We start from the raw sequence: 24,924 nt of genomic DNA, 5'->3' as shown, positions 1-24,924 counted from the left end.
GAGTCCTGCGTCCCATTTCAGGCGCCGGCAGGGATTTCAGAACAACCCGCGCCAAAGTCAGGATGCAACGGGCGCGCCGCCGCCGAGCGCTGGCGGCTCATCTCCCGCAAGACCGCCAGTCCGTATCGCCCTTATATGTCGCTGGCGTGAAAAGACGCAGCAAGGAGAGTCCGCGTATAGGCCTCGCGCGGGTTCTCAAAGATCTGGAGCGCATTCCCGATCTCAATGATTCGCCCTTCTTTCATGACCCCGATATCGTCGGCGACGGCGCGGACGACGGCGAGGTCATGGCTAATAAAAACATATGCCAGCCGGTGTCTCTCCTGCAAGCGTTCCAGCAAAGCTAGAATATCTATTTGCACAGTCCGGTCCAGAGCGGAGGTCGGCTCGTCGAGGACGACAAGGCGCGGCTTGAGGATCATCGCCCGGGCGATCGCGATCCTTTGCCGCTGGCCGCCGGAGAATTCATGCGGAAAACGACGCCGGAGCGCCGGGTCGATCAATACCTCCTCCAGGGCGCGGGCGGCGCGGACGTCGCGTTCGGCCCGGCTCATCGACGGCTCATGAACGCGCAGCCCTTCCGTGACGATGTCTCCGGCTGTCATCCGCGGCGACAAAGACCCGTAGGGATCCTGAAACACCAGCTGCATGGACCGACGAAGCCCGCGCAGGGCTTCGCGGCCGAGCCGCGAGATGTCCTCGCCCTCAAAAATCACCGCGCCGCTCAATGGAGCCAGCCGCAGGAGCGCGCGGGCGAGCGTCGACTTGCCGGACCCCGATTCGCCGACGAGGCCAAGCGTGCGGCCTTCGCGCACGACAAGACTGGCGCCGTCGACCGCCTTGATCTCGCGCGCGCGGGCGAACCAGCCGCCGCGCAGACGAAACCGGACCGTGACCCCCTCGGCCCTCAGCACTTCCGGCCCGCCGGGCGCGGGGCGCGGCTCGCGCGGCTTCGGCAGAGCGGTCAGGAGGAGCCGGGTATAATCGCACCGCGGATTTTGGAACACCTGCGCCGCGGATCCGCTTTCGACCAACTCGCCATGGCGCAGCACATGCACGGCGTCGGCGACGCCGCGAACAAGACCCAAATCGTGGCTGATGAAGATCAGAGCCATGCCCAGGCTTTTTCTCAGAGCCGCCAGAAGATCGAAAATCCGCGCCGCCACGGTGACGTCCAGCGCCGTTGTCGGTTCATCGGCGATCAGCACGTCCGGGTCGCAGGAGATCGCCATCGCGATTGCGACGCGCTGACGCTGGCCGCCGGACAATTCATGCGGATAGGAATGACATCTGCGCCCCGGTTCGGGAATCTCGACAAGGTCAAGAAGTTCGAGCGTCCGCCGGGCGGCGGCGCGGCGGCTGAGCCCCGCGTGCAGGCGCAAGACCGCGCCGATCTGGTCGCCGACCGTGAACAAAGGGTCGAGCGCGGACATCGGCTCCTGAAAGATCATCGCAATGCGCCGGCCGCGAATTGAATTAAGCCGCTTTTGCGAAAGCGAAAGTAAATCAACGCCGTCGAATTCGATCGAGCCGCTCGCCGCCGCCTGCGGCGGCAGGAGTTTCAGCGCGGCGAGAACGGTCTGGGTTTTTCCCGAGCCGGATTCGCCGACGAGGGCGGCGACTTCGCCGCGCGCGACCGAAAAGCTCACGCCCTTCACGACATTCGCGTTTCCATAGGCGACCGTAAGGTTGCGAAAACAAAGGATCCGCCCGCCGGCCCCGTCTTGCCCGCGGGCCGGCCCTGAAGGCGGATTCGCGTCCGCGGCCGCTTCGCCTTGTTTCACAGCTTGTACAAGGCTCCGTCGGCGCGCGCTCCATCTGAGTCGAAAGAATGACGCCAGCTGTCGCCAAGCGTCTGCAACGCCGCGAGCGTTGTTCCAAGAAAAAGCGCCGGCAGTATGAGAAGGTGAACGGCTCCCTGAATGTTGCGGGCGCCATCGGCGATCAGCACGCCCCAACTGGTAAGCGGCTCCTGAACCCCGAAGCCGAGGAACGAGACAAAGCTTTCGAGCAGGATCACACGCGGCGCTAGCAACGCAAGATAGGCGATCACCGGACCCGCGACATTGGGAAGGACGTGGCGCCAGATGATCGCGGGGGCGTTCGCCCCCAGGGCCTCGGCGGCGCCGACATAGTCACGGCGCTTGATCGACAAAGTCTGGCCCCGGACGATCCGCGCCATGTCCAGCCATTCGACGGCTCCGATCGCGACGAAGATCAAGGCGAAATGTCGGCCGAACAACATGACGAGGACAATCACGAAAAAGATGAACGGAAGCGCATAGACGATCTCGATCGCGCGCATCATGAGGTCGTCGACCCAGCCCCCGGCGTATCCGGCGATTGCTCCGTAGGCGACCCCGACGAACAGCGCGACAAAGGAAGCCAGCAGGCCGACCGACAGGGATACGCGGCCCGCGATCAAAACCCTCGTCAGGAGGTCGCGTCCGTTGACGTCGGTCCCGAACAAGAACACCTCACGCTTGAGGTTCAGGTCGAGCAGTAAAAGGCGGCCTTCGTCGGAGGCGTCGACGAGGCGCGAAACGGAAAAGACGTCCGAGCGCTCAAACGCCCGCAACGCCCTTGGATCGATCGGTTGCGCGCTCGAAAAAGCGGCCCGTATGTTTCCGTCCCGTGAGTCGATGGTTTCGACATGGAGGCGCATCCGCTGCGCGATGTCCTCAAGCGCGCGATTTGCTTCGGCCGCGGTCGGATGCGGCTTCATGGAAGGAGGAGAGAGCACGTAATCGCGGTACACCCGATCGTAGGGATGCACAGACGCCATTGGGCCGCAAATCGACAGGATCGCGATCAGGGAAAGGATCGTAAGACTCACGCGGACGGAGAGAGGCGCGCGCCTCGCGGATCGGAAAAGCGCGAGGACTTTATCCATCGCGCACCCTCGGATCCAGCCAGGCATAGGTCAGATCTACAAGCAAATTGAAGAGAAGGACGAGCGCCGCGACGATGATGACGGTCGCCATCACGAGGGTGTAGTCGCGCCCGAGCGCGCCGTCGATGAAATACCGGCCCATGCCTGGAATTCCGAAGATCGTTTCGATGATGATCGAGCCCGTTAAAATATTGGCGGCGGCGAGACCGAGATAGGAAAGCACGGGCAATAGCGCGGACCGAAGCGCGTGGGCGTAGATGCGCCATGATGGGAAACCAAACCCGCGCAAGGTTCTGATATGCGGCATGGAGAGGACGTCGCTCAACGCGGCCTGCGTCAGCCTCGCGACGGCCGCGGTCAAAGGCAGGGCGAGCGTCATCGCCGGCAAAACCTGGTTGCGCCAGGCCCCGCCGTTCCAGCCGCCGACCGGCAGCGCGTGAAGCCCAAGGCCAAAACCAAGCTGCAGCAGCGGCGCGACAACGAGAGGCGGGATGGCTAATCCAAACAGCGCGACGCCATCGACGAGCCTTGCGCCAATGCCGCGCGGAGAGGACGCGCCGGCGATCCCCAACGCGGAGCCGACCGTGAGCGCGATGATCATCGCTTCGGCGCCAAGCCGCATCGAGATGGGCAAAGCCTTCGCGAGGAGTTCGTTCACCGAAAAATCGCGCCAGTGAAAACTGGGGCCGAAATCGCCCTGAACAAGATGAACGAGATAGAGCCAGAATTGTTGGGTCAGGGGCAGATCGAGCCTGTAGATGCGGCGAAGGTTCGCCTCGATCTGCGGATCGAGCGTGCGTTCGGCGTCGAACGGCCCTCCCGGCGCGAGGCGCATGAGAAGGAAAGTCAGGAGGACGATGATGAACAACACCGGCGCGGCGGCCGCGGCGCGCGAAAGTGCAAGCCGCAGCATCGCTCAAATCCTTCCCTGGGGGACAACTCCCGCCCGCCGTAAGCCGCTCGCGGCGGCGATCCCAAATGTTCCGGAAAGGGATTTCAGGACACGTTTAGGGGGCGCCATACTGAAGATGCTACGCGATCGCCCTGGAAAAATACACCTGCTCTTGCTGAAGTCATCTATGCGCACGGGCGCCTGGTCGGCGGCTGACGCATCTCGGACAACGCCCAAGCATCCGAGAAGAGGAACGCCGGTTCCCGATGAGGCTCAGCGGAGCGTTCGTCAAATTTAGGATTTGACGAACCCATCGCCCGCCTCCGAACCTTTGCGTTCGCGCGAACAGGAACGATGATCATTGCATCGGGCGGAATCACCGCAATGACGGCATTGAGGAATTGTGTGACCTCCTCCAGCGATCCGGCGACTTCGTCGTTCCAGCGCGTGACGGGGAACGAATAGCCGAATTTCAGCTGCAATACGTCGAGGAACTTCCTCTCGAAAAAGGGGAAATAAAATTTTTCGTTTTCAGGATCGACCGTTCGCCAGCCCTTAACCACGGAGGCCCAGAGGCAATAACTGACCGCATGCTCGCTGTTCAGACAGCACGTATCGCCGTTGGCGTCACGCGCCATCGCAAACCGCGTCCAGCCCTTTTCCTTGAGGGTGCGACCGGATTCTTGCAGAATTTTAATCACAGTTTCGCCGTAGGCCATCAGCGACCCTCACCAAACATCATCGCGTCAGAAGCGGCGGCCGCGCCAAACGTTTTCTTTGGCAGCGCAGCAAAGTATTATCAGAAAATACGCAGAAAGTAAAGCGTATAGATCTGAAATCACCCGTCTCATTACTGTTAAATAACTATAACATTTCAAGTATTCCTATTGCGATCATATAAATATCAATAGGCCTTATTTCACACTCCACAGAGATTTGTTGCTGCCGCTCCCGCTCATAAGCGCACCCCCGCGGATGACCTATCGGGATCATTTCGCTTCCTCCGAGTCCGCGTCGACAAGCCCGCGCTTCAAGAGCAACGCCTTCGGCTCCGGCGCGCGGCCGCGAAACCCGATATAGGCCGCCTCCGGATCGCGGGTGTTGCCGGCGGAATAGACATGGTCATGCAGCTTTTCCGCTAGCTGAGGCTGAAAGATGTCGCCGCTCTCCGCAAAGGCTTCGAACCCATCGGCGTCAAGTACTTCGGACCAGAGGTAGCTGTAGTAACCGGCCGCGTAGCCTCCGCCCGAGAAGATGTGTTGGAAGTGGGGCGTGCGGTGGCGCATGATGATCGCCTCCGGCATTCCGAGCTGTTCCAGCCGCTTCTTTTCGAACGCGACGACGTCGACCTCATCCTCCGGGACCGTGAGGTGCAGGTCGAGGTCGACCAACGCCGAAGCCGTGTATTCGATTGTGGCGAAGCCCTGATTGAACCGGCGCGCCAGAAGCAGTTTTTCCAAAAGCGGCTCTGGCATCGGCTCATCCGTCACATAGTGACGAGCGAAGCGCCGGAGCATTTCTGGTTGCTCCAGCCAATTCTCGTAGACCTGGGAGGGAAATTCGACGAAATCGGTCGAAACGTTCGTGCCAGAAAGCAGCGGATAGGTGACGTTCGAGAGCATCCCGTGCAGCGCGTGGCCGAATTCATGGAACAGGGTCCGCGCATCGTCGAAGCTCAAAAGACTGGGTGAACCCTCTCCGGCCCTGGCGAAATTGAGGACGTTGACCACAATCGGCAGAACTTCGCCGTCGAGCTTCTCCTGCACCCGGAACGCGTTCATCCAGGCCCCGCTGTGTTTCGAGGGCCGGGCGAAATAATCCCCGATGAACAAGGCGACAGGCGCGCCGTTGCGCTCAAAGACGGTAAAGGAGCGCGCATCGGGATGATGCAGGGGAATGTCGCGGCGCTCGGCGAAAGTCAGGCCGAACAGACGGTTGGCGGCGTAGAACGCGGCCTCGATCATTTTGTCGAGCTGGAGATAGGGCTTGGTCGCGTTCTCGTCGAGATCGAACTCGGCCTTGCGGCGCTTCTCCGCATAATAGCGCCAATCCCAGGGAGCGACTTTGAAATTGCCGCCCTCCTCCGCGATCATCGCCTGCAACGCCGCCTCTTCACGGGCGGCCTGCGCGAGAGCCGGAGTCCAGACCGAGTCCAGTAGATCGCGCGCGGCCTGCGGAGTTTTCGCCATCGTGTCGGCGAGCCGGTAATGCGCGAAGCTCTCGAATCCGAGCAGCCTCGCGCGCTCGCCGCGAAGCCGCACGATTTCGCTCGCGACGGCGCGGTTGTCGGTCGGCCCCTCCTGCTCGCCGCGCGCGGCCCAGGCGCGGAAGGCTTTCTCGCGGAGGTCGCGGCGCGCGGAATATTGCAGGAACGGCTCGATGCTCGATCGCCCCAGCGTGATGACGTGTTTGCCCGCAAGGCCGCGATCCTCGGCGGCGCGGGCGGCGGCGGCGACGAGCCAGTCCGGCAGGCCGGCGAGATCGTCCGCAGCCTCCAGAACCAGTGTGTAGGCCTTTTCGTCGGCAAGGACGTTCTGGCCGAACTGCGCGCCGAGGACCGCGAGCCGCTCGCCGATCTCGGCCAGACGCGTTCTCGCCGCGTCGGGCAGTCCCGCTCCGGCGCGGGAGAAGGCGACATGATAGCGTTCGAGCACGCGGGCCTGCTCGGGATCGAGGCCGAGGGTCTCGCGCGCTTCGTAGAGGCCCGCGATTCGCTGATAGAGCGCCGCGTTGAGGTAAATCTCGTTGCGGTGACGGGCGAGCACGGGCGCGATCTCGCGCTCGATCGCCTCGATCTCGGGGCTGCTGTCCGCCCCCGCCAGATTGAAGAACACGTTCGCGACCTTATCGAGCGTCCGCCCGCCGCGCTCCAGCGCCTCGATGGTGTTCGTGAAGGTCGGCGCCCCGGAATTCGCCGCGATCGCCGCAATCTCCGCGCGCGCCTCTCCGAGCGCCGCCTCGAACGCCGGGCGGAAATGCGTCACGCTCAGGCGCTCGAACGGCGGCGCCTCGAACGGCCCGCCCCAAGGCTCGAGCAGGGGATTGGCGCCCTCGGCCTCGTGGGTCATGTCTTGTTCCTCCCAGGAGCGCAGGCTAGTGCGAGCTGGCTTTGCTTGAACCCCTTTCAGAGAATGTTGAAATCACTTCTTGGCGAGCGCGTCCCGGATTTCTTCCAGAAGCAGTTCGGCGCGCGCCGGCGAGGACGAAGGCGAGGACGCCGCCGCGCCGCTTTTCGCCGCAAGCGCGTCGCGGATTTCCGCCAGCAGAACTTCGGACTTTGTCGGCTCGGCCGCGGGCGTCGCCGCCTCGGACCGTTTCTTCAGACTGTTGATCCCGCGCACGGCGAGAAACAGGACGAAGGCGATGATGAGGAAGTTCAACGCCACGGTGACGAAATTGCCCCAGCCGATGACGGCGCCCTGTTTCTTCGCCTCGACCAGGACCGGCGAGGTCACGGATTTGGACAGGGGAATGAAGTGATTGGAGAAATCGAGGCCCCCGGTCGCGGCGCCGATGAGGGGCATGATGATGTCGCCGACGAGCGAGGTGACGATGGCGCCGAAGGCGGCGCCGATGATGACGCCGATAGCGAGATCGACGACGTTGCCCTTCATGGCGAATTCTTTGAATTCCTGAAGTATCTTTTCCATGTTCTGCCTCCGTCGCGCGACAAAAAGGCGCGGCCTGCGGTTACATAATGGATTTCTCCGCCCGCCGACAGCCGTCGACGCTGCCTGCGTCACTTTCCTGCGGTCACTTTCCGGCGCTCACTCCCGCCCCTCCCCGGCCTCCCAGAGCGCCTGCAAGCCGACCCTGTAGGTCGGATAGGTCAGCTCACCGCCAAGCGCCTGTTTGAGCTTGGCGTTCGAGACCCGCTTGTTCTCGGAATAGAAGCTGCGCGCCATCGGACTCATGTCCGCCGACGCGATATCGACCTCCGGCGGCGGCTCGATCCCCATCACCATCGCCGCGAAGGAGACGACATCCTGCGGCGGGGCGGGCGCGTCGTCGCTGACGTTCCAGACGCCGCCGCTTCCCTCATGCGCCAGCACGGCGCCGATGGCGCGGGCGATATCCTCGACATGGATGCGGTTGAAGACCTGATCCTCCTTGACGATCCGCCGCGCCGTTCCCGCCCGCAGATTCAAAAGCGCGTTGCGGCCGGGGCCGTAGATCCCGGCGAGGCGCAGAATATGGACCTTCTTGTCCTTCTCCTTGCTCATCGCGGCCCACGACCGCTCGGCCTGCAGCCGCGCCCGCGAGCGCGGGGACGAGGGCGCCGGAATGATCGTTTCGTCCACCCATCCTCCGCCACGGTCGCCGTAGACGCCGATGGTGGAGAGATAGACGATCGTCTGCTGGCGGCGCAGGCTGGCGATCTTGTGGCCGAACCGGGCGAGCACGGGATCGACCGAGACGCCGGGCGGGATCGAGACGAGAATGACGTCGGCGGACGCCAGCCTTTGCGCGACGGCCGGATCTTCCTTCTCCGGCCCGAAGACGAAGCTCTCGACGCCCCCGGCGGCGAACTCGTCGAACTTCTCCGCCGTGCGCGCGGTCCCGGCGATGGAATCGAACGCCGCGCCGTGGCGGGAGATGAAAAACAGGGCGCTATACCCAAGTCCAAACGCGAAGAGCTTCATGACGGCCTTTTGTCTTCCGGTTCAGTCGCGTCGAAAGTCAGGCAGGCGCCCACCCCGGGACCGAGCGCCAGGCTCCATTCGGCCGCGACAGCACCATCCTGCTCCCGCGCCCGCTGCGCCCGCTGCGCCCGCGCCCATTCGCGCAGGCGCTCAGGCGAAACCAGCCGCCCCAGCGCCCAGACGGCCATGGCGCGCACCAGCGGCGAGGCGGCCGCAAGCTTGTCCGCGACCGGCTCGATCAGCGAAGATTCGCCCGAGTTCCCGGCCGCGATCAGAACATTGCGCAGGAATCGCGCGGAGCCGATTCGTTTGATCGGGCTCCCCGCAAAGAACGTGCGAAAAGCGGCGTCGTCAAGGCGGAGCAGATCGGCCAGCGGCGGCGCGCAAAGCTCTGGCCGCGCCTGCAGCTTCGCCTCCCGCGCGGCCTCGGCGAATTTGTTCCACGGGCAGACCGCGAGGCAATCGTCGCAGCCGTAGATCCGGTTGCCGATCAGCGGGCGCAACTCCGCGCCGATATGGCCCTTGTGCTCGATCGTCAGATAGGAGATGCAGCGCCGCGCGTCGAGAACGTACGGACGCGGGAAAGCCCCGGTCGGGCAGCTGTCGAGACAGGCGCGGCAATGGCCGCAATGGTCCGCCTCCGGCGGATCGGGGGCGAGCGCCAGATTGGTGAACATCGAGCCGAGAAAGAGCCACGACCCAAGCTCGCGCGAGACGAGATTGGTGTGCTTGCCCTGCCAGCCAAGGCCCGCCGCCTGCGCCAGCGGCTTCTCCATCACCGGCGCGGTGTCGACGAAGACTTTCACCTCCGCCCCGTTCATCCCGTCGCGTTGCGCGGCCGAGGCGAACCAGGAGGCGAGCAGCTTGAGTTTTCCCTTGAGGACGTCGTGGTAATCGCGATGGCGCGCATAGACCGAAATTCCGCCGGCGGATTTGTGCTCCAGCGCCGCCAGCGGATTGTCGGGCGGGCCGTAGTTCATGCCGACGACGATAATGCTTTCGACCTCCGGCCAGAGGACGCGCGGATCGGCGCGTCGCGCCTGTTCGGCCGCCATCCAGTCCATGTCGCCCGCAGCGCCCGAAAGCAGCCAGGCGTCGAGCCGGGCGGGAGCGCCCTCAGGCGCCTGCGGCGGCGCGATCTTGCACACGTCAAAGCCGAGAGAAAGAGCCTTGTCCTGCAGCCGCGCCTTGAAGGCGGGGGTCAGAAATCGAGGTCCGCGTAGATCGGCGAGGGGGCGAGGCCCGGCAGACGGTCCGCCAGCAGCGGACGGAACGAGGGGCGCGACTTCACCCTGGCGTACCAGAGCTTTGCCGTTTCGTTCTCGTCCCATGGCACGTCGCCCAGAAAGTCGATGCACGAAAGCTGCGCCGCGGCCGCCAGATCGGCATGCGACAGGAGATCGCCCGCGAGCCATTTGCGGCTGCCCGCGAGATAGCCGATGTAGCGCAGATGGGTGCGGATGTTCGCCCGCGCCGCCCGCACCAGCTCCATGTCCGGCGCGCCGCCGCCGCCCCGCTCGCGCGGGATGTAACGTTTATAGATCTTTTCGGTGACCAGCCAGTCGGTGACCTCGCTGAAGAATTTTTGCCCGAACCAGTCGGCGAGGCGGCGCACCTCGATCCGCGCGATCGGATCCTGCGGCAGCAACCGGTGCCGGCCGAGAGACTGGCCGCGCGTCTCGTCGAGATATTCGGCGATCACATTGGCGCCCGGCGCGACGATGGTCTGATGTTCGACGAGGACCGGCGTCTGGCCCGAGGGATCGAGCATCAGGAACTCGCGCCGCCGCTCGAAGACGTTTTCCTCGATCAGCGTCGGCTCGATCGTGTATTCCCCAAGCAGCAGCCTGACGAAGCGCGAATGCGGGCAGAGCGGATGATGATAGAGCGTGATCATTCAGCTTCGGGTTCGGGAGGAAGGATCAGGCGGACGCGGAGACATGACGCGAAGGCTTCCCAGTTTAAGGGGAAGACTTCCCAGTTTAAGGTAAAGACTTCGTTAAGAGGACCGAGCGTTGCGCGGCTGTTCGGACGGCGCCGCACGAGACGAAAACATTGCTTAAGTCAGAGCAATGTTTATCCTCAGTGAGATGATCTCCCACGTTCATATCGGCGTAAGCGATTTCGATCGTTCATTTGTTTTTTATTCGGCCATTTTCAAAGAGCTTGGTCTGACGCTCAAGTTCATCGAGGCCGAAAAGCCGTGGGCCGGCTGGCGTCCATGCGACGCCGAGAGGCCGCTGTTCCTTATCGGCCCTCCTTACGACGGCGGTGCCGCTTCGGCTGGAAATGGACAGATGATCGCATTGCTGGCGCCAAGCAGAGCCTCCGTCGACGCATGCCATAAAGCGGCGATCGCGAACGGTGGGACATGCGAGGGCGCGCCTGGACCAAGGCCGTGGTATCACTTGCATTATTATGGGGCTTATTTCAGAGACCCTGACGGCAACAAGCTTGCCGTTTGTCGCCATGAGCCGCCGTCAACCGATTGATCCCTCAAACCTCCGCCGGCTCGCGCGGCACCACATCGACCTGCACATCCACATCCTGTTCGCTGGTGCCCAGAATGATCCCCGCCACGGGAGAAATGTCGGCGTAGTCGCGCCCTTTCGCGAGCACGATGTGGTCGTTGCCAATCATCATCGAATTGGTCGGATCGAGGTCGATCCAGCCGGCGTCCCCGCCGCACCACACCGACACCCAGGCGTGCATGGCGTCGGCGCCTTCGAGCCGCTTCTTGCCCGGCGGCGGGATGGTGCGGATGTAGCCGCTGACATAGGCGGCGGGCAGGCCGAGCCCGCGCAGGCCCGCGATCATGATGTGGGCGAAATCCTGACACACGCCCCGGCGCTTCTCGAACGCCTCCCAGATCGGCGTCGAGACCACCGTGGCCTTGGTGTCGTATTTGAAATCCGCGCGGATGCGCCGCATCAGTTCGACCGCGCCGGCGAGAACCGGCCGGCCGTCGAGAAAGCAGGTCTTGGCGTAGTCCGCCGCCGGCTGGAACCTCGGCACGAAACGGCTCGGATGCAGAAAATGCGCGGGCGAGTCCTTGTCGAGCGACTCGGTGTCGAAGGCCTGCTCACGGACCGCCTCGAAGGATAGCGTCGAGTCCGGCGCGGGCGCCGGCGCGCGGTCGATCTCGAGACTGGTCCTCGCCGTGACGATCAGCTCCTGATGCTCGGCGCTGATCGTCAGCGAGGTCACGCGATTGCCGAAAAAACAGATCCGCTCCTCGATCTGCGAGGGCTCGGGATCGACGCTGAGCTCGCTCGAGAGCACCGTCTGTCCCGGCGCGTCGTTGGGCAGCAGCCGCAGCGCGCAATGCGAGAAGGTTACGGTCGAGCCGTATTCATAGGTCGTGACATGGCGGACATCGTAGATCATGCGAGCCCCGTCGATTTGTCGGCGTGCGCCACATGCGGCCCTTGCAGGAAATAGCGCGCGGCGATCGCGTCGGCGAGACGCAAAAGGCTTTTCTCGAACCCTAAAATTCTGTCGTTGTCGAGAGTCGATGCGACGGCGGTCGCGATTTCCGCCGCGAGCTTCATCAGCTGGCGCCGCGGCGCCTCCAGCATGCCGTCGTCGCTGAGCACCGGCAAATTCTCGAGATGCTCCTGCAGCCGCTCGGTCTGGAACGCGACCGAACGCGGATTGAACGGATCCAGCACCACCATGTCGCGGACCGGCGCCAGCGCGACGCCCATCAGATAGCGCGAGCGGTAGGTGATCTGCGAATCGATGAGGTCGAGCAGGACGTCGAGATCGTCGGCGGGCGCGACGCGGCTGGCGAAATGGCGGGCGAAGCGGCAGACGTTGATGGCGCGCTCGACCCGCCGCCCGGTGTCGAACAGACGCCAGCCGGCGCCTCGGTTCATGTTTTCCTGCGCAAGGCCCGAAATCGCGGCGATCGTCCGCATCGCGGCGTCCGCGTGATCGAACACCTCGGCCTCGGTCAGCGTCGCGCCGTTCGTCTCCAGCGCCTGGTTGAGATCGCCAATGAGGCGCCAGGCGTCGGGCGAGAGGCGCTCGCGGATGACCGAGGCGGCGCGCCGGGCGTCACGGACGAGCGAAAGGGCGGAGCCGTATTCCTTCTCGCTGTGAAGCGCGAGCGCCGCGACGCTCAGCGGGTCGATGGAGTCGCCATCGTCGTCGTCCTCCTCCGGCGCCGCATGCCAGGAAACCAGCAGGCCGGCGAGCTTCGAACGGGTCAATCCCTTGTTGGCGGTCTGGGCGTCGGTCTCGATGGCGCGGCCGGCCAGGCAGCGAATAACCCTCAAGGTCGCTTCCGCGCGCTCGAGGTAACGGCCGAGCCAGAACAGATTGTCGGCGGCGCGGCTCGGCAAAGTGCCCATGATACGGCGGATGCGGACCGTTTCATCGGTCGGCAGGAGGGTGACCATTTCGACCGGCTTGTCGGCGCCGACCCAGACATCGGCCGATTGGACCCCCTCGCCCATCGAGACGGCGCGCGCGTCGGCGCGATCGGAAATCCGGCAAAAGCCGCCGGGCATGATCGTCCATCCATCCTGCGTCCGGGCGGCGTAGACGCGCAGGACGAACGGCCGCGGCGTGAGCTTGCCGTTGCTCCAGATCGGCGTCGTCGACAGATTGACCACTTCCTGACCGACGAAATCGATTCCGCGACGCGAAATGGCGGTGGACAGCCGGGCCTTCTCGTTGGGCGTAAGGGCGGCCCCGATCACCGGCTGATTGCTCGAAAATTCGAGAACGGGATTGCCAAAGGCTCCGGCGATGGCGAGCCTGTCGATGCCGGCGAGGACGTCCTTGCGTTCGCTTTCCTGGCCGCACCACCAAGTCGCGATATTGGGCAGCCGGAGATCCTCGCCAAGCAGCTTCCTGCAGAGTTTCGGCATGAAACTCATCATCACCGGGGCCTCGAGCACGCCCGATCCCAGCGCGTTGGCGAGCACGACGCCATCCTGCCGCAAGGCCTCGACAAGCCCCGGCACGCCGAGACGCGAACGGGCGTTGAGTTCGAGAGGGTCGGCGAAATCGCTGTCGATGCGCCGCCAGATCACGTCGGCGCGCTTTAGTCCCGCGATCGTTCGCACATGGATCTTGCCGTCGCGCATCGTGAGGTCGCCGCCCTCGACGAGAAGAAAACCGAGGTAGCGCGCGAGATAGGCCTGTTCGAAATAGGTTTCGCTGAGAGGCCCCGGCGTCAAAAGACAAATGCGCGGGTTGGACCGCTGCGCCGCCGAGGTCAGGCCGGACCGGAACGCCTGAAAGAACGGCGCCAGCCGCTCGATGTTCATGTCGCGGTAGAGCGCCGGGAATGCGCGCGACAGGACGAGCCGATTGGCGAGAGCGTAGCCGGCGCCCGAGGGGGCCTGCGTGCGGTCGCCGATCACCCACCAGCGTCCGTCCGGACCTCGTCCGAGGTCGGCGGCGTAGACGTGCAGAAATTTGCCGCCGACGGGCTTGATTCCATAAAGAGGATGCAGAAAGTCCGGGCAGCCGGTCACCGCCGCCGCCGGCAGATCCCCGGCCGCGATCAGCCGGCCGTCGCCGTAAACGTCCTCCAGAACCATTTCCAGCAGCCGCGCGCGCTGTTCGACCCCCTGTGCGATGTCGCGCCATTCGTCGGCTTCGATCAGGAGCGGCACATGGCTCAGCGGCCAGGTCCGCTCGCTGGCGTCGCCGTAGACGCGGTAGGAGACGCCCGAGTCCTTGATATGCTTGTCCGCCGCCGCGAACCGGCGGCCGATGTCCTCCTCGCCGATATCGGTCAGCAGGTCGAGGTATCGCAGCCAATGCGGCCTCGGGCGCCCGTCGGCGCCGATGAACTCATCGGGGATGCCCTCGAGCGGTTTGTAGCCTGCGGCGAACGCAGCGAGGCGCTGCGCCGCGGTCAGCTCCTTATCCGGGGGGGTCGCGGTGAGGGGCATGCGGAATCTTCGATTCTATTGCTTCGGCCGGAACGATTTCAGGATCAACGGGTCGGTTTCGAGCCGGGCGGCGCCGATGAGATCGAGACAATAAGGCGTCGCTGGAAAGACGGCGTTAAGGCATGTCTCGATGGACGCCGGCTTGCCCGGCAAGTTGATGATCAGGCAGGCTCCGCGATGAGCCGCGATCTGACGCGACAGGATCGCGGTCGGAACCTGTTTCAGGCTCTCCTGGCGCATGAGTTCGCCAAATCCGGGCAGGACGCGTGGGGCCGCCGCCAGCGTCGCTTCCGGCGTGAGGTCGCGCGGAGCAGGTCCCGTGCCGCCCGTCGTCAAGATCAGATCGCAATGTTCGTCGTCGGCCAATCCGATCAAGGCGTCGCGGACGGAGTCAAACCCGTCCGGGATGATCCGCCGGACAATATGGAAAGGGCTGGTCAGCACGCGGCTGAGATAGGCGATGATCGCCGGGCCGCTCTGATCTTCGTAAAGGCCAATGCTGGCGCGATCGGAAATCGTCACCACTCCGATAGTGGCCGCGCGCTTCGCCTCCTCCGTCATTGTCCGCCTTTGACCGCCTACGCCACTGAGGGGAAGCTTAACGAATTGAAAAGGCTTTGTGAACCTTCAGCGCCGCTTTTCGCCCCAGCCAGCCTGATATTTGAGCCGATCAACTCTGTCCGGCTGAAAAACGGGCATGAAAGTCCGCTTTTCTAGGCACGGTTTTCCCTCAATCGTCCGGATGCAAGCGCCACGAGCACATTTGACGCCTCTCACGACACCCAATCGCTACGCCTGTCTTGCCTCGCGCCGCGCGAGGCGTTAGCCCTTTGCGATCACCCGACAGGATCAAGATGACCAAAAAGGACGGCCTCACCTACGCCGGCGCAGGCGTCGATATCGACGCGGGCAACGCCATGGTCGAGTCGATCAGGCCGCTTGTGCGCGCGACAAGGCGCCCCGGAGCCGACGCTGAAATCGGCGGCTTCGGCGGCCTATTCGATTTGAAGGCCGCGGGCTTCCGCGATCCGATTCTCGTCGCCGCGAACGACGGCGTCGGGACCAAGGTCCGGATCGCGATCGAGACCGGCGTTCACGACACCATCGGCGTCGATCTTGTCGCGATGTGCGTCAACGACCTCGTCGTGCAAGGCGCGGAGCCGCTGTTTTTTCTGGATTACTACGCCGCGGGCAAGCTCGATCCGAAGGCCGCGGCGGAGGTCGTGCGCGGCATTGCGAAAGGCTGCGTCGAGGCCGGGGCCGCGCTGATCGGCGGCGAGACCGCCGAAATGCCGGGGCATTACCAGGGCGCAGATTACGATCTCGCCGGATTTGCGGTGGGAGCGGTCGAGCGCGACCGCCTGCTCCCGCGCCGCGACCTCGAAGCGGGAGATCGGATCCTTGGCCTGCCCTCCTCGGGCGTGCATTCCAACGGATTCTCGCTGGTCCGCAAGATTGTCGCCAACGCGGCTCTCGACTGGCGCGCGCCCGCTCCGTTCGATCCGTCGATGACGCTTGGCGAGGCGCTGCTTACGCCGACCCGCATCTATGTCAAACAGATCCTCTTCGCGTTGCGTCAGAATGATGGGATCAAGGCTCTCGCCCATATCACCGGGGGCGGATTTCCGGACAATCTCCCGCGCGTTTTGCCCACGGACCTCGCCTGCGTCATCGATTTGCCCGCGATCCCCGTCCCGCCGGTCTTTCGCTGGCTCGCCGCAAGCGGCGGCGCGAGCGAGGCCGAGATGCTCCGCACGTTCAACTGCGGCGTCGGCATGGTTGTGATCGCCGCGAGAAGCAAGGCCGCCGACGTCGTGCGGGCGCTGACCGAAGCCGGCGAAGCGCCGATCGAACTTGGCGAGATCGCCGCCCGCGCCGGCGACTCGCAGGTCGTCTACAGGGGAGCGCTCGGGCTTTGACGGCGAGGCGCGCGCGGACGGCTATTTTGATTTCCGGGCGCGGATCAAACATGAGAGCCTTGATCGAGGCCGCGCGGGCGCCCTCGTTTCCGGCCGAAATCGTTTTGGTGCTGTCGAACCGGCCGGACGCGGAAGGCCTCGCGTTCGCTCGGGACAATGGCGTCTCGAGCGCGGCCGTCGATCACAAGATTTTCGCCGGACGCGAGGAATTCGAACGCTCGATGCAGGTTCTTCTCGACCTGCACAGAATTGAATTCATCTGCCTTGCGGGCTTCCTGCGGATGTTGACGCCGTGGTTTGTCTCGCAATGGCGCGGGCGGATGCTGAACATTCACCCGGCTCTGCTGCCCGCCTATCGCGGCCTCGACACTCATGAACGCGCCTTGGCCGACGGCGTGAAGATCCACGGCTGCACGGTGCATTTCGTGGTCCCCGCATTGGATGAAGGTCCGATTGTCGCTCAGGCGGCGGTTCCTGTGTTTGAGTCCGACACGCCCGAGCGCCTCGCCCGCCGCGTCCTGGAGCAGGAACACATCATTTATCCGGCCGCGCTGGCGCGCGCTGCGGGAGGCCGATTGACGATCAAGGGCAACCGCGTGTTCGCCGGCGAAGCCGAGGTCGATTGCCCGCCTTTGCGGGTGCCCCCCGAGATTTAAGCGCCAATCTCAGCCGACGAAAATATCCGACGGCGCTTCCACGAAAATCAGCGCGCCGATCGCGATGAGGACGAACGGCAAAATCCATTTTGCGAAGGCTTCGAGATAAACCCGCGCCAAAGGATGCCGGCCAAGCGCGCCCGCCAGCGAACCCATGAGGATGGCGGCCACCACCGCCGTCGCGAAACACTCGAGGACGAACGCTGATTTCAGATCGGCGAAAAGCGGAGTCATGACGCTGACGCTGTCGCTGCTGTTCGCGAGCAAAACAAGCGCGAAACCAAAATAAGCGGAGAAACCGATCGCGGCCTTGGCCTCGGCTTCGGTCGTCTCGTCATCATCGGCGCCCCGGCGCATGACCAGCCCCACGATCTGATAAGCGCCAAGCGCCATCGGGATAAGGCCAAGGTAGCGGAGGTCATAGGCTGGAAGCGCGTCCGCCGCCTTGGCGAGGGCGTAACTCACGCTCAGAACCATCAAGCAAACGGCGACGAAGGTCAGCTTGACAAAAAACGGCCTGTAGCCCGGACGCGCGCCATAGGCTGAAATGACCACGAGATTGTCGAGATTGGTCGAAACATAGGACGTCGCGGACATGCTTGCGACGCAGAACGCCTCGATCCAGTACTGCCAGGAAAAAGACGCGCTCATGTTTTCGTCCGTTCCTGTCTGCGAGACCACCCGTCCCGCCGTCAACGACCTTGCCAAGGTTAAGGCTCGTATTTTGGATTGCTCCAGCGGTCAATGGCGCCCGCTTCGAGGGTCGTCGATGAAGCTCAAGAGCGGCGGAACTTCGAAATGCCGCTCGCGTTTGCCCGGTACGAGCGGCCTTTTTACGAGTGGCCTTTTTTAAAGGAAACGCCAGATGGGTAACCTTATTCACTATGCAATCGTCTTTCTTGTTGTTGCTTTGATCGCGGCCTTTCTGGGTTTTGGCGGCGTCGCGGGAACCGCGATGGAAGGAGCGAAGATTCTGTTCTGGGTTGCGATCGTGCTCTTCGTCGTGTCGCTCATCGCCGGAATGATGCGACGAGTATGAAGCGCGCAAAACGCTAGTTTTACGGCTGGCCCCCTCTTCGGGGAGTCAGCCGTAATTTTGTCTACATGCCGCCGCCCAGATTTTGTTGGTCGGCGCTTCTGAACTTCTTCTGTGAACGTCCCAAGCAAAAAACGTCCAAAGCAAAGTATTTTTCAGACGCGCTAAAGCGTGGCGCGAACCGGAGCCCTGTCTCGCTGTTTAGGAACTATGTTTCGCACTTACGGAGTTTCGTCATGGGACAATACGCTGGAACGACGTCGACAGACATGGCTCAGTCTGAACATGGAAATCTTATCGCCGCGAGCAAAGTCAACGGAACGAATATATACAATCCGGACGGCGAATCGCTGGGCTCAATCTACGATGTCATGATTGACAAGATGACCGGAAGAGTCGCCTACGCAGTCATGGCCTTCGGCGGCTTCCTCGGCATCGGCGAAGATTACCACCCACTACCCTGGAATGTTCTGAAATACAATGAACAGTTCGGCGGTTATGTGGTCGATATTTCTCCCGATCGACTGAAGCAAGGACCGGCGTTCCATCAGAACGAAACGCCTGAATGGTCCGCCGGATATGGCGGGGAAATCGACGATTATTACGGCAAGACGATACTCTGAAATTTCGTCCCCGCCATGCAGGCGGCAAGCGGCCCCTTGGCCGCTTGCCGTGTTTTGCGCAGATTGCCGCTCGCTAAAACTGAAGTGGAAAGCCGCCACTGTTGGAAGTCGTCGCTTGCACATCCGGCAGGTTGGCGCTTACTCCTATGATTTGACGTCGCCCCTACGATTTGACTACGCGATACTCGATGCGCCTGTTGTGAAAACGGCCCTCTTCGGTATCGTTAGGCTCGACAGGTTTCGAGCTTCCGTATCCCTTCGCCACCAGCGCCGACGGACGCACGCCCGCGGCGATCAACGCCTTGCGCACCGCCTCGGCTCGCTTCTGGGATAAAGCCAGATTCGCTGATTCATCACCTGTATTGTCGGTATGCCCGGCGACTTCCAGCACGGTTTTCGGGTTGAGTTGTTTGATCCTGGCGGCGGCGCTCAGCAACAATCCTTTTTCGGTCGGAGGAACCTCGAAGCCGGCGGTTGGAAAGTTGATGATCGAAAGGTTGAGAACGCCAACGAGATCTTTTGCGCCGAAGCCTTTTTTCAGTGAGGTCAGGGCCTCCGAGGCCTTTGCGTTCGCTGCGGCCGCCATCTCGGCGGCGCTCGCGGCCGCTGCGGCCGCGACGTTTTCCGGGGCGGGGCTCACCACGGCTGGAGTCTCGGCGGCTTGGGTCTCTGCGGGAGTCTCGGAGGCTTGGGTCTCTGCGGGAGTCTCGGAGGCCGGAGTTTCAGCGGCGGGTGTTTCAACGGTTTTCGTTTCAGAGGCCTCGGGCGCAACAGCCGGTGGTTCTGCGTTCGCCAAGGCGTTTGGCGCTGGCGTCACCGGCGCTGGTTGCGAGTCAGTCGCTTCGGAGACCGCCGGCGTTTCGGGCGCCGGCGCTTCCTGTTGTGAATAGATCATGCCTCCAAGCGCCACAACGCCTGCGGCGGCGATCGCCGGCCATAGCCAGGGGGCAGGTTTCCTCGGCTCCTCGCGAATGATTTCGACGGGTCTCGGCGGAACCTCAGACAATCGCCGCTGGCGCTCCGGCGCAACAGTTTCACGTCTCGCGGCGGGCTCGACGATAAGCGACTCGCTCCGTGGAGCCGGCGCCGTGGCGCTTGGCGCAGAGAGGAATTTCGTCACTTCCTCGGGCAGGCTCGAGGGAATAGCGCCGCCGGGCGTGAGCGCGCCGATCAACTTTGGCAAAACATATCCGACCGCAGCCGAGACCACGGATGGGACAAGGCCCAGCCTGTTCGCAATTCCGCTAAAGACGGACTGGCCCAGAACACGCTCAAGCTGACCGTCCGCCAGAGGAGCCGGATTTGTGCTGCCGAGCCAGGACGCGACCTCAGCGCCAAGCCCGGAGGCTTGCAACTTGTCTAGAAATCCGATCAAGCCGCCAGGCGTTCCGACCACCAGTTTGAGAACCTCCCGCACCAGGGGAGCGGCGTTTGCGCCGAGCCCAAATCGACCGGCGATATCACTGACGAGCGTATCGAAAAGCGCCATATTGTTTTCCTCCTGAGCTTTATATTCATTTTTGCTTCAGCGATGTCGGAAAGCTCTTCTTCGAAACGCGTCGCGCAAACCCGACGCGCGCCGCGGCTGAATCATCGATAAATCGCTTTGGCGGCTGCGGCAACTGCGGCGCGGCGGTTCATTGGCCACGCTCAACGTGATTCAGATCGCCGATGAAGGCAGCGTTCGAGCCAGACCCTCAAGCCGCCCTTCGACAACCGCGCATCCTCAACGCCGCCGGCGGCAACAACGATTGTTCGCTACGGCGCGGCTCGCGAGCGCCCATGGGCTTGCGAGCACAAGCACAACATGAAGCGCATGCGCGCGCCTTAAGGGTTCTGTGATTGTTTACATCGCGACGCCGGGTCAATGCGGGACCGGCGCACCATTGTCGACAGTCGATTGCGCGGCGAACGCGACTTAGCAGATCTTATCGAGCAGGTCTTATCGAACAGGCGTCAAGGACCCTTGGATCATTTCGAGCGCTTGGGGCGCACGCACGCGCGTCAAGACGCGCGGTAAAGGCCTCACCTGAAACAGCGCAGTGTGCCATCGGGCATGCGAGTGGCGGTATGGCCCGTTGTTCTCAGGCACCAGTTTTGATTTTGGCCGCCGTAGACGCAATAGCCCCACGCATTGCGATGACGGTTCGGACCGCAGCCGCCCAGCGCGGATGCAGGGGCGACCACCGACAAGAGGGTGGCGGAAAAAATCAGAGCTCCGAGCAGCGCGGCGGAAAGCTTTTTCATGACTGCCTCCCCATGGGCAAATGCGATTTTTGATTCTGGGCAGCGATCGTATTTGATAAATGATAGCTTATGAATAAAAGTAATCTTCATGACGCCCGCCGTCAATCCTGACGGATGGTTTGCCTTTCGTTGGCGGCCGAAAGCAGATTCTTTTCATGTTAGGTTTTAACGTCGCGGCAACGAAGCGCGAAAGCCGCCAGCGGGGGAGGACTGCGCACCGGCGACAAGCCTTTGTTTTCGCTGAATTATGATCCGCTAGCGGATCTTGTCGAACAAGGTTTGGCTCCCTGAGCAGGACTCGAACCTGCGACAAATCGATTAACAGTCGATTGCTCTACCAACTGAGCTATCAGGGATCGCGCGCGACTTGGTGCGGACGAGGGGCGCATATAGCAAGCTTGTGCCGCCTTTGCAAAGCGTGAATTGCGGGAGGGCTTTGCTTTTCCCCGCTTGCCCCCCGGCTCGCGCCTCAAATGAGCCCGCAGGCGCCGGTCTATGAACATTTCTTGCGCGGACGCGGCTTCCTTTGCTATAGGCTAATTCGCGCTGGCAGACGGCTCGTCGCGACGGAGGCCTCGTGGCGGAGTGGTTACGCAGAGGACTGCAAATCCTTGTATCCCGGTTCGATTCCGGGCGAGGCCTCCATCTCTTTAGCACTCTCCTCTTTCTCTTGAGCACTCTCCTCTTTAGCGCTCTGCGCGATCGTCAAAACGCGAAACTCGAGAAGGGCCTGGACGCCGGCGTGCTGTCCGGTGACGTCACCATGAGCAGATTTTTTCCGGCCGCGCGAAATGGGACGCGATCCGCACGATTCGCGGCGCTGGTCCTCCTTGCGGCTCTGCCCGCCGCCAGCGCGGCCGCCGCGGCGAACCCCGCGCCTGATTCGAAGCTCGCGCCGCAAGCCCCCCCCGCTTCCGAAAGCATGGCGGTGAGCGTCATCAAGGCGAAAAACGCCTGCTTCCTCGACGCCTTGCAATTGAGCGGCTTGATCGTCCCGCGCGAGGAGGTTCTGGTCCGGCCCGAATGGGAGGGTCTCCTCGTCACGGCTCTTCTCGCCGAGGACGGCGCTTCAGTGAACGCCGGTCAGCCGCTCGCCCAGTTGGCCCGGCCCGACTGGCTGCCGGGGACGCCGGCCAAGGCCACGCTGACCTCTCCCGCCAAGGGGACGTTGCTTTATCGCCAGCTCGCAGTCGGCATGCCGGCGTCCGCACGCGGAGAGCCTCTGTTCCGCATTGTGCGCGACGGCGAACTCGAACTTCTGGTCGGCCTGCCGCGGGACGCCCTGCCAAAGATCAAACCCGAGCAAACGGTGCGGATCGAAATGCTCGATTCGTCGCAAACCGCCGGGACCGTGCGGATCATTCTTCCCGAAATCGATCCGATGACCCAGATCGGCCACGCCCGGATCCAGATCCGCGGGGCGACGTCCGCTCGCCCGGGCGCATTCGCGACCGCCTCGATCGACCTGGGACAAAGCTGCGGCGCGTCGGTGCCTCTGTCGGCGGTTCTTTACGGACCGCAAGGGGCGATTGTTCAGGTGGTGCGCGACAACAAAATCGAGACGAGGCGCGTCAATGTCGGACTGTTCCAGGGCCTCGACGCGCAAATCACCGACGGGCTCGCGGCGGGCGACGTCGTCGTCGTGCGGGCGGGCTCCTTTCTGCGTGAAGGCGACCTTGTCCGGCCGATGCCCTGACATTGGCGCTCTCAAGCGTTAATCCGATAAGACGTTGCTTCGGACACGCGCCACGGCGTTTCAAACGGCGATTGATCTTCTATGCCCAAACAAAACAGCAGCCTCCTCAGGCCAAGACGCGCGGGCGAGACGACGCCCGTAACGACCATCGAGCTTTTTTTCGACCTCGTTTTCGTGTTCGCCGTCACCCAGCTCTCCCATTCGCTGCTTCAAAATCTGACGCTCGCGGGCGCGCTTCAGACCCTGATCCTCTTCCTCGCCGTATGGTGGGTCTGGATCTACACCTCCTGGGTGACAAACTGGCTCGACCCTAACAGGGCGCCTGTCCGGTTTCTCCTGTTCGCCTTGATGTTCGCGGGCTTGATCCTCTCGATTTCGATCCCGGACGCCTTCGCAGGACGCGGCTTCACGTTCGCCTCCGCTTACGTCTTCATGCAGCTCGGACGGCCTTTGTTCATGCTCTGGGCCCTCGGCGACGCCGACCCGGGCAACACGCTCAATTTCCAGCGCATCGCTTCTTGGGCCGCCCTGTCCGGGCTGTTCTGGCTCGCCGGCGGCCTCGCCCGCCACGATCTCAGGCCCGTCTTCTTCGCGGCGGCGCTGGCGGTGGAATACGCCGGCCCCTCGCTTGGCTTCTGGACGCCGCTGCTCGGCCGCTCCTCGACCCGCGACTGGAATGTCGAAGGCGCGCATCTCGCCGAACGATGTTCGCTGTTCATCATCATCGCGCTCGGCGAATCATTGCTCGTGACCGGCGCAGCGTTCGGCGAAGCCGCCTGGACGCCCGCCACGACCGCGGCCTTCGCCGCCGCCTTCGCGGGGGCCGCCGCCAGCTGGTGGATCTATTTCGACCTCGGCGCCGAGGAGGGCAGCGCAAGGATCGCGTCGTCTTTTGATCCAGGCCGGCTGGCGCGGTTGGCCTACACCTATATCCATCTGCTCATTGTCGCAGGAATCATCGTATCGGCGGTCGCGGACGAGATCGTCCTCAGTCATCCCGAGGCGCATCCGCAAACCCGCGACGTCGCCGTGATCGTCGGCGGCCCGCTGATTTATCTCTTCGGCGTTCTCCTGTTCAAGCGGACGGTCCGCAACCGCGCGCCGCTGTCCCATATCGGCGGTCTGGTCATGCTGGCGCTGCTCGCGCTGGCGGCGAAAACCCAGACTATTCTCGCTCTTGGCGCCGAGACGAGCTTGATCCTTATCGTCGTTTCAGCCTGGGAATGGATTTCGCTGCGGCGAAAGCCGCAAACAGCGCCGCTGCTTGATTCTCGAGGCGGCGGCGATTGACCGCCTGTGTTAAATGTTGACGCAACCCTTTCTCAGGCCGAGGCCATTCCGTGAGCGTGCAGACATTCGAAGTGAACGAGGACGAAGAAGGCATGCGGCTTGACCGCTGGTTCAAGCGGCGCATGCCCCAGCTCTCCCTCTCGCATCTCAACAAGATCGTGCGCACCGGCGAAGTCCGTGTCGACGGCGCCCGGGTGAAAACCGCGACCCGTCTGGCGAAAGGCCAGAGCGTGCGCGTTCCGCCCCTGAAGCTGGACGCGCCCGCCGCAGCGCCGAAGTCCGAGATTTCCCAATCCGACCTGCGCGCCCTGCGCGACATGATCCTGTATGAGGACGCGGACATTCTGGTGCTGAACAAGCCGTTCGGCCTCGCCGTTCAGGGCGGCTCCGGCATGACCCGCCACATCGACGGCATGCTGGCCTCCATGCCCAACGAGAGGGGAGACCGGCCCATGCTGGCGCATCGCCTCGACCGCGACACCTCCGGTGTGCTTCTGGTCGCCAAGACGCGCAAGATCGCGGCTGATCTTGGCGCGGTTTTCCGCTCGCGTCAGGCCCGCAAGATCTACTGGGCGCTGGTCGAAGGGGTGCCCAAGCCGCCGCAGGGGCGCATCTCGCTGTATCTCGCCAAGGGCGAAGGCATGGACAGCGCGCGCCCCGGCCAGCCGTCCGCACGCAGCCCAGACGCGCGCGCGACGATGGAAAAAATGCGCATCGCGAGCCATGGCGACGAGGACGCCCGCCACTCGGTCACCTATTACACGATCGTCGACAAGGCGGCGCCGCGGCTGGCCTGGCTTTCGCTGAAGCCGATCACCGGCCGAACGCATCAGCTGCGCGCCCATTGCGAGGCGATCGGCCATCCGATCATCGGCGATCCGAAATATGGCTCCAAGCCAAGGAACGATCCCGGCCGCAACGACCCTTTGCGGACGATCCCCGACGCCGTCGAACGTAAGCTGCATCTCCTGGCGCGCCGGCTGGTCCTGCCGCATCCGCGCGGCGGAACCCTGGACGTCACCGCTCCCCTGCCCGCGCATATGCAGGCGGCGTTCGACCTTTTCGGATTCGACGCGAAACAATACGATCCTATTGAAGACGCGCCGGAATGATTGGG

Annotated in this window: 22 protein-coding genes, 2 tRNA genes and 1 pseudogene; 9 read left to right on the top strand and 16 right to left on the bottom strand. The window is 63.4% G+C overall.

Features of this window, described 5'->3' with window-relative positions; genetic code table 11:
- Nucleotides 1-131: 131 nt before the first annotated feature.
- The 9 genes and pseudogenes from BM177_RS05685 to BM177_RS20495 form a co-directional block, all read right to left on the bottom strand.
- Nucleotides 132-1,706 carry an ABC transporter ATP-binding protein gene (locus BM177_RS05685; RefSeq protein ID WP_091679660.1) on the bottom strand — a complete coding sequence of 525 codons (1,575 nt, stop codon included), beginning with the start codon at nt 1,704-1,706 and terminating at the stop codon, nt 132-134.
- Between the two features lie 74 nt (nt 1,707-1,780).
- The gene (locus BM177_RS05680; protein ID WP_091679517.1) at nt 1,781-2,893 is read right to left on the bottom strand and encodes an ABC transporter permease; all 1,113 of its coding nucleotides are present in this window, start codon (nt 2,891-2,893) and stop codon (nt 1,781-1,783) included.
- Entirely contained in the window at nt 2,886-3,806 is a 921-nt protein-coding gene (locus tag BM177_RS05675) for an ABC transporter permease (RefSeq protein ID WP_091679514.1), read from the bottom strand. The genes BM177_RS05680 and BM177_RS05675 overlap by 8 nt, the downstream gene beginning before the upstream one ends.
- A 164-nt stretch (nt 3,807-3,970) precedes the next feature.
- On the bottom strand, nt 3,971-4,504 hold the full coding sequence (locus BM177_RS05670; RefSeq protein WP_091679510.1) for a DUF6197 family protein: 534 nt from the start codon (nt 4,502-4,504) through the stop codon (nt 3,971-3,973).
- Between the two features lie 270 nt (nt 4,505-4,774).
- Nucleotides 4,775-6,853, bottom strand: coding sequence for a M3 family metallopeptidase (locus BM177_RS05665; RefSeq protein WP_091679507.1), 2,079 nt, complete (start codon nt 6,851-6,853; stop codon nt 4,775-4,777).
- Nucleotides 6,854-6,997: 144 nt separating this feature from the next.
- A pseudogene (gene mscL / locus BM177_RS05660) lies at nt 6,998-7,435 on the bottom strand (large conductance mechanosensitive channel protein MscL); the annotation flags it as partial.
- 117 nt (nt 7,436-7,552) lie between these two features.
- Entirely contained in the window at nt 7,553-8,428 is an 876-nt protein-coding gene (locus BM177_RS05655; protein WP_091679502.1) for an SDR family oxidoreductase, read from the bottom strand.
- Nucleotides 8,425-9,609: a tRNA epoxyqueuosine(34) reductase QueG gene (gene queG / locus BM177_RS05650; protein WP_425284371.1), complete on the bottom strand. Its 1,185-nt coding sequence runs from the start codon at nt 9,607-9,609 to the stop codon at nt 8,425-8,427. The genes BM177_RS05655 and queG overlap by 4 nt, the downstream gene beginning before the upstream one ends.
- 20 nt (nt 9,610-9,629) lie before the next feature.
- The gene (locus tag BM177_RS20495; RefSeq protein WP_091679499.1) at nt 9,630-10,325 is read right to left on the bottom strand and encodes a glutathione S-transferase family protein; all 696 of its coding nucleotides are present in this window, start codon (nt 10,323-10,325) and stop codon (nt 9,630-9,632) included.
- 175 nt (nt 10,326-10,500) lie between these two features.
- Between BM177_RS20495 and BM177_RS05640 the strand changes: the two genes are divergently transcribed.
- The gene (locus BM177_RS05640) at nt 10,501-10,920 is read left to right on the top strand and encodes a VOC family protein (RefSeq protein ID WP_342028892.1); all 420 of its coding nucleotides are present in this window, start codon (nt 10,501-10,503) and stop codon (nt 10,918-10,920) included.
- 4 nt (nt 10,921-10,924) lie between these two features.
- Here BM177_RS05640 and BM177_RS05635 read toward each other — a convergent pair whose 3' ends face one another.
- From BM177_RS05635 to mog, 3 genes are read right to left on the bottom strand one after another with little or no spacing between them, the layout of a single operon-like run.
- Nucleotides 10,925-11,815, bottom strand: a complete 891-nt coding sequence (locus tag BM177_RS05635) for a transglutaminase family protein (RefSeq protein WP_091679497.1) — start codon at nt 11,813-11,815, stop codon at nt 10,925-10,927.
- The gene (locus BM177_RS05630; protein ID WP_091679494.1) at nt 11,812-14,340 is read right to left on the bottom strand and encodes a circularly permuted type 2 ATP-grasp protein; all 2,529 of its coding nucleotides are present in this window, start codon (nt 14,338-14,340) and stop codon (nt 11,812-11,814) included. Before BM177_RS05630 ends, BM177_RS05635 begins: the two co-directional genes overlap by 4 nt.
- Before the next feature lie 15 nt (nt 14,341-14,355).
- A complete protein-coding gene (gene mog / locus BM177_RS05625; protein ID WP_091679491.1) occupies nt 14,356-14,901 on the bottom strand; it encodes a molybdopterin adenylyltransferase in 546 nt (181 codons plus the stop codon).
- Between the two features lie 293 nt (nt 14,902-15,194).
- Here mog and purM point away from each other — a divergent pair, with 293 nt between their 5' ends.
- Nucleotides 15,195-16,259 carry a phosphoribosylformylglycinamidine cyclo-ligase gene (gene purM / locus BM177_RS05620; RefSeq protein ID WP_091679488.1) on the top strand — a complete coding sequence of 355 codons (1,065 nt, stop codon included), beginning with the start codon at nt 15,195-15,197 and terminating at the stop codon, nt 16,257-16,259.
- Nucleotides 16,256-16,915, top strand: a complete 660-nt coding sequence (purN, locus tag BM177_RS05615) for a phosphoribosylglycinamide formyltransferase (protein WP_091679485.1) — start codon at nt 16,256-16,258, stop codon at nt 16,913-16,915. Before purM ends, purN begins: the two co-directional genes overlap by 4 nt.
- 9 nt (nt 16,916-16,924) lie before the next feature.
- On the opposite strand, the gene BM177_RS05610 is transcribed toward purN, so the two are convergent.
- A complete protein-coding gene (locus BM177_RS05610) occupies nt 16,925-17,566 on the bottom strand; it encodes a cadmium resistance transporter (RefSeq protein ID WP_139223520.1) in 642 nt (213 codons plus the stop codon).
- Nucleotides 17,567-17,780: 214 nt separating this feature from the next.
- Between BM177_RS05610 and BM177_RS05605 the strand changes: the two genes are divergently transcribed.
- Together BM177_RS05605 and BM177_RS05600 are read left to right on the top strand one after the other, a co-directional pair.
- A complete protein-coding gene (locus tag BM177_RS05605) occupies nt 17,781-17,954 on the top strand; it encodes a DUF1328 domain-containing protein (protein WP_091679477.1) in 174 nt (57 codons plus the stop codon).
- Between the two features lie 233 nt (nt 17,955-18,187).
- A complete protein-coding gene (locus BM177_RS05600) occupies nt 18,188-18,574 on the top strand; it encodes a PRC-barrel domain-containing protein (RefSeq protein WP_091679474.1) in 387 nt (128 codons plus the stop codon).
- Between the two features lie 163 nt (nt 18,575-18,737).
- Here the strand turns inward: BM177_RS05600 and BM177_RS05595 are convergent, their stop codons facing one another.
- The 3 genes from BM177_RS05595 to BM177_RS05585 all read right to left on the bottom strand — a co-directional run bounded on the left by BM177_RS05595 (nt 18,738) and on the right by BM177_RS05585 (nt 21,177).
- Complete coding sequence (locus BM177_RS05595; RefSeq protein WP_091679469.1) at nt 18,738-20,063, bottom strand: OmpA family protein; 1,326 nt, start codon at nt 20,061-20,063, stop codon at nt 18,738-18,740.
- Between the two features lie 536 nt (nt 20,064-20,599).
- Nucleotides 20,600-20,821, bottom strand: coding sequence for a GCG_CRPN prefix-to-repeats domain-containing protein (locus tag BM177_RS05590; protein ID WP_091679464.1), 222 nt, complete (start codon nt 20,819-20,821; stop codon nt 20,600-20,602).
- A gap of 280 nt (nt 20,822-21,101) precedes the next feature.
- A tRNA-Asn gene (locus BM177_RS05585) sits at nt 21,102-21,177 on the bottom strand.
- Between the two features lie 215 nt (nt 21,178-21,392).
- On the opposite strand from BM177_RS05585, the gene BM177_RS05580 reads away from it, so the two are divergent.
- The 4 genes from BM177_RS05580 (at nt 21,393) to BM177_RS05565 (ending at nt 24,919) form a co-directional block, all read left to right on the top strand.
- Nucleotides 21,393-21,466, top strand: a tRNA-Cys gene (locus BM177_RS05580).
- Between the two features lie 118 nt (nt 21,467-21,584).
- Nucleotides 21,585-22,517: an efflux RND transporter periplasmic adaptor subunit gene (locus tag BM177_RS05575; RefSeq protein ID WP_091679651.1), complete on the top strand. Its 933-nt coding sequence runs from the start codon at nt 21,585-21,587 to the stop codon at nt 22,515-22,517.
- 81 nt (nt 22,518-22,598) lie between these two features.
- Nucleotides 22,599-23,807 (top strand): low temperature requirement protein A, encoded by a 1,209-nt coding sequence (locus BM177_RS05570; RefSeq protein WP_091679461.1) that lies wholly within the window; start codon nt 22,599-22,601, stop codon nt 23,805-23,807.
- A 50-nt stretch (nt 23,808-23,857) separates the two neighbouring features.
- Nucleotides 23,858-24,919, top strand: a complete 1,062-nt coding sequence (locus BM177_RS05565) for an RluA family pseudouridine synthase (RefSeq protein WP_091679459.1) — start codon at nt 23,858-23,860, stop codon at nt 24,917-24,919.
- Nucleotides 24,920-24,924 lie beyond the last annotated feature (5 nt).

Origin of the sequence: Methylocapsa palsarum (genome assembly GCF_900114285.1) — a bacterium.
Classification (GTDB): Bacteria; Pseudomonadota; Alphaproteobacteria; order Rhizobiales; family Beijerinckiaceae; genus Methylocapsa; species Methylocapsa palsarum.
This window is presented reverse-complemented; position numbering and strand designations above follow the sequence as displayed.

Excerpts from the sequence above, each read along its gene's own strand:
- BM177_RS05680 (WP_091679517.1), bottom strand. The coding sequence starts at position 2,893 with ATGGATAAAGTCCTCGCGCTTTTCCGATCCGCGAGGCGCGCGCCTCTC.
- BM177_RS05675 (WP_091679514.1), bottom strand. The coding sequence starts at position 3,806 with ATGCTGCGGCTTGCACTTTCGCGCGCCGCGGCCGCCGCGCCGGTGTTG.
- BM177_RS05670 (WP_091679510.1), bottom strand. The coding sequence starts at position 4,504 with ATGGCCTACGGCGAAACTGTGATTAAAATTCTGCAAGAATCCGGTCGC.
- BM177_RS05665 (WP_091679507.1), bottom strand. The coding sequence starts at position 6,853 with ATGACCCACGAGGCCGAGGGCGCCAATCCCCTGCTCGAGCCTTGGGGC.
- BM177_RS05655 (WP_091679502.1), bottom strand. The coding sequence starts at position 8,428 with ATGAAGCTCTTCGCGTTTGGACTTGGGTATAGCGCCCTGTTTTTCATC.
- BM177_RS20495 (WP_091679499.1), bottom strand. The coding sequence starts at position 10,325 with ATGATCACGCTCTATCATCATCCGCTCTGCCCGCATTCGCGCTTCGTC.
- BM177_RS05640 (WP_342028892.1), top strand. The coding sequence starts at position 10,501 with ATGTTTATCCTCAGTGAGATGATCTCCCACGTTCATATCGGCGTAAGC.
- BM177_RS05635 (WP_091679497.1), bottom strand. The coding sequence starts at position 11,815 with ATGATCTACGATGTCCGCCATGTCACGACCTATGAATACGGCTCGACC.
- BM177_RS05630 (WP_091679494.1), bottom strand. The coding sequence starts at position 14,340 with ATGCCCCTCACCGCGACCCCCCCGGATAAGGAGCTGACCGCGGCGCAG.
- mog (WP_091679491.1), bottom strand. The coding sequence starts at position 14,901 with ATGACGGAGGAGGCGAAGCGCGCGGCCACTATCGGAGTGGTGACGATT.
- purM (WP_091679488.1), top strand. The coding sequence starts at position 15,195 with ATGACCAAAAAGGACGGCCTCACCTACGCCGGCGCAGGCGTCGATATC.
- BM177_RS05610 (WP_139223520.1), bottom strand. The coding sequence starts at position 17,566 with ATGAGCGCGTCTTTTTCCTGGCAGTACTGGATCGAGGCGTTCTGCGTC.
- BM177_RS05605 (WP_091679477.1), top strand. The coding sequence starts at position 17,781 with ATGGGTAACCTTATTCACTATGCAATCGTCTTTCTTGTTGTTGCTTTG.
- BM177_RS05600 (WP_091679474.1), top strand. The coding sequence starts at position 18,188 with ATGGGACAATACGCTGGAACGACGTCGACAGACATGGCTCAGTCTGAA.
- BM177_RS05595 (WP_091679469.1), bottom strand. The coding sequence starts at position 20,063 with ATGGCGCTTTTCGATACGCTCGTCAGTGATATCGCCGGTCGATTTGGG.
- BM177_RS05590 (WP_091679464.1), bottom strand. The coding sequence starts at position 20,821 with ATGAAAAAGCTTTCCGCCGCGCTGCTCGGAGCTCTGATTTTTTCCGCC.
- BM177_RS05575 (WP_091679651.1), top strand. The coding sequence starts at position 21,585 with ATGAGCAGATTTTTTCCGGCCGCGCGAAATGGGACGCGATCCGCACGA.
- BM177_RS05570 (WP_091679461.1), top strand. The coding sequence starts at position 22,599 with ATGCCCAAACAAAACAGCAGCCTCCTCAGGCCAAGACGCGCGGGCGAG.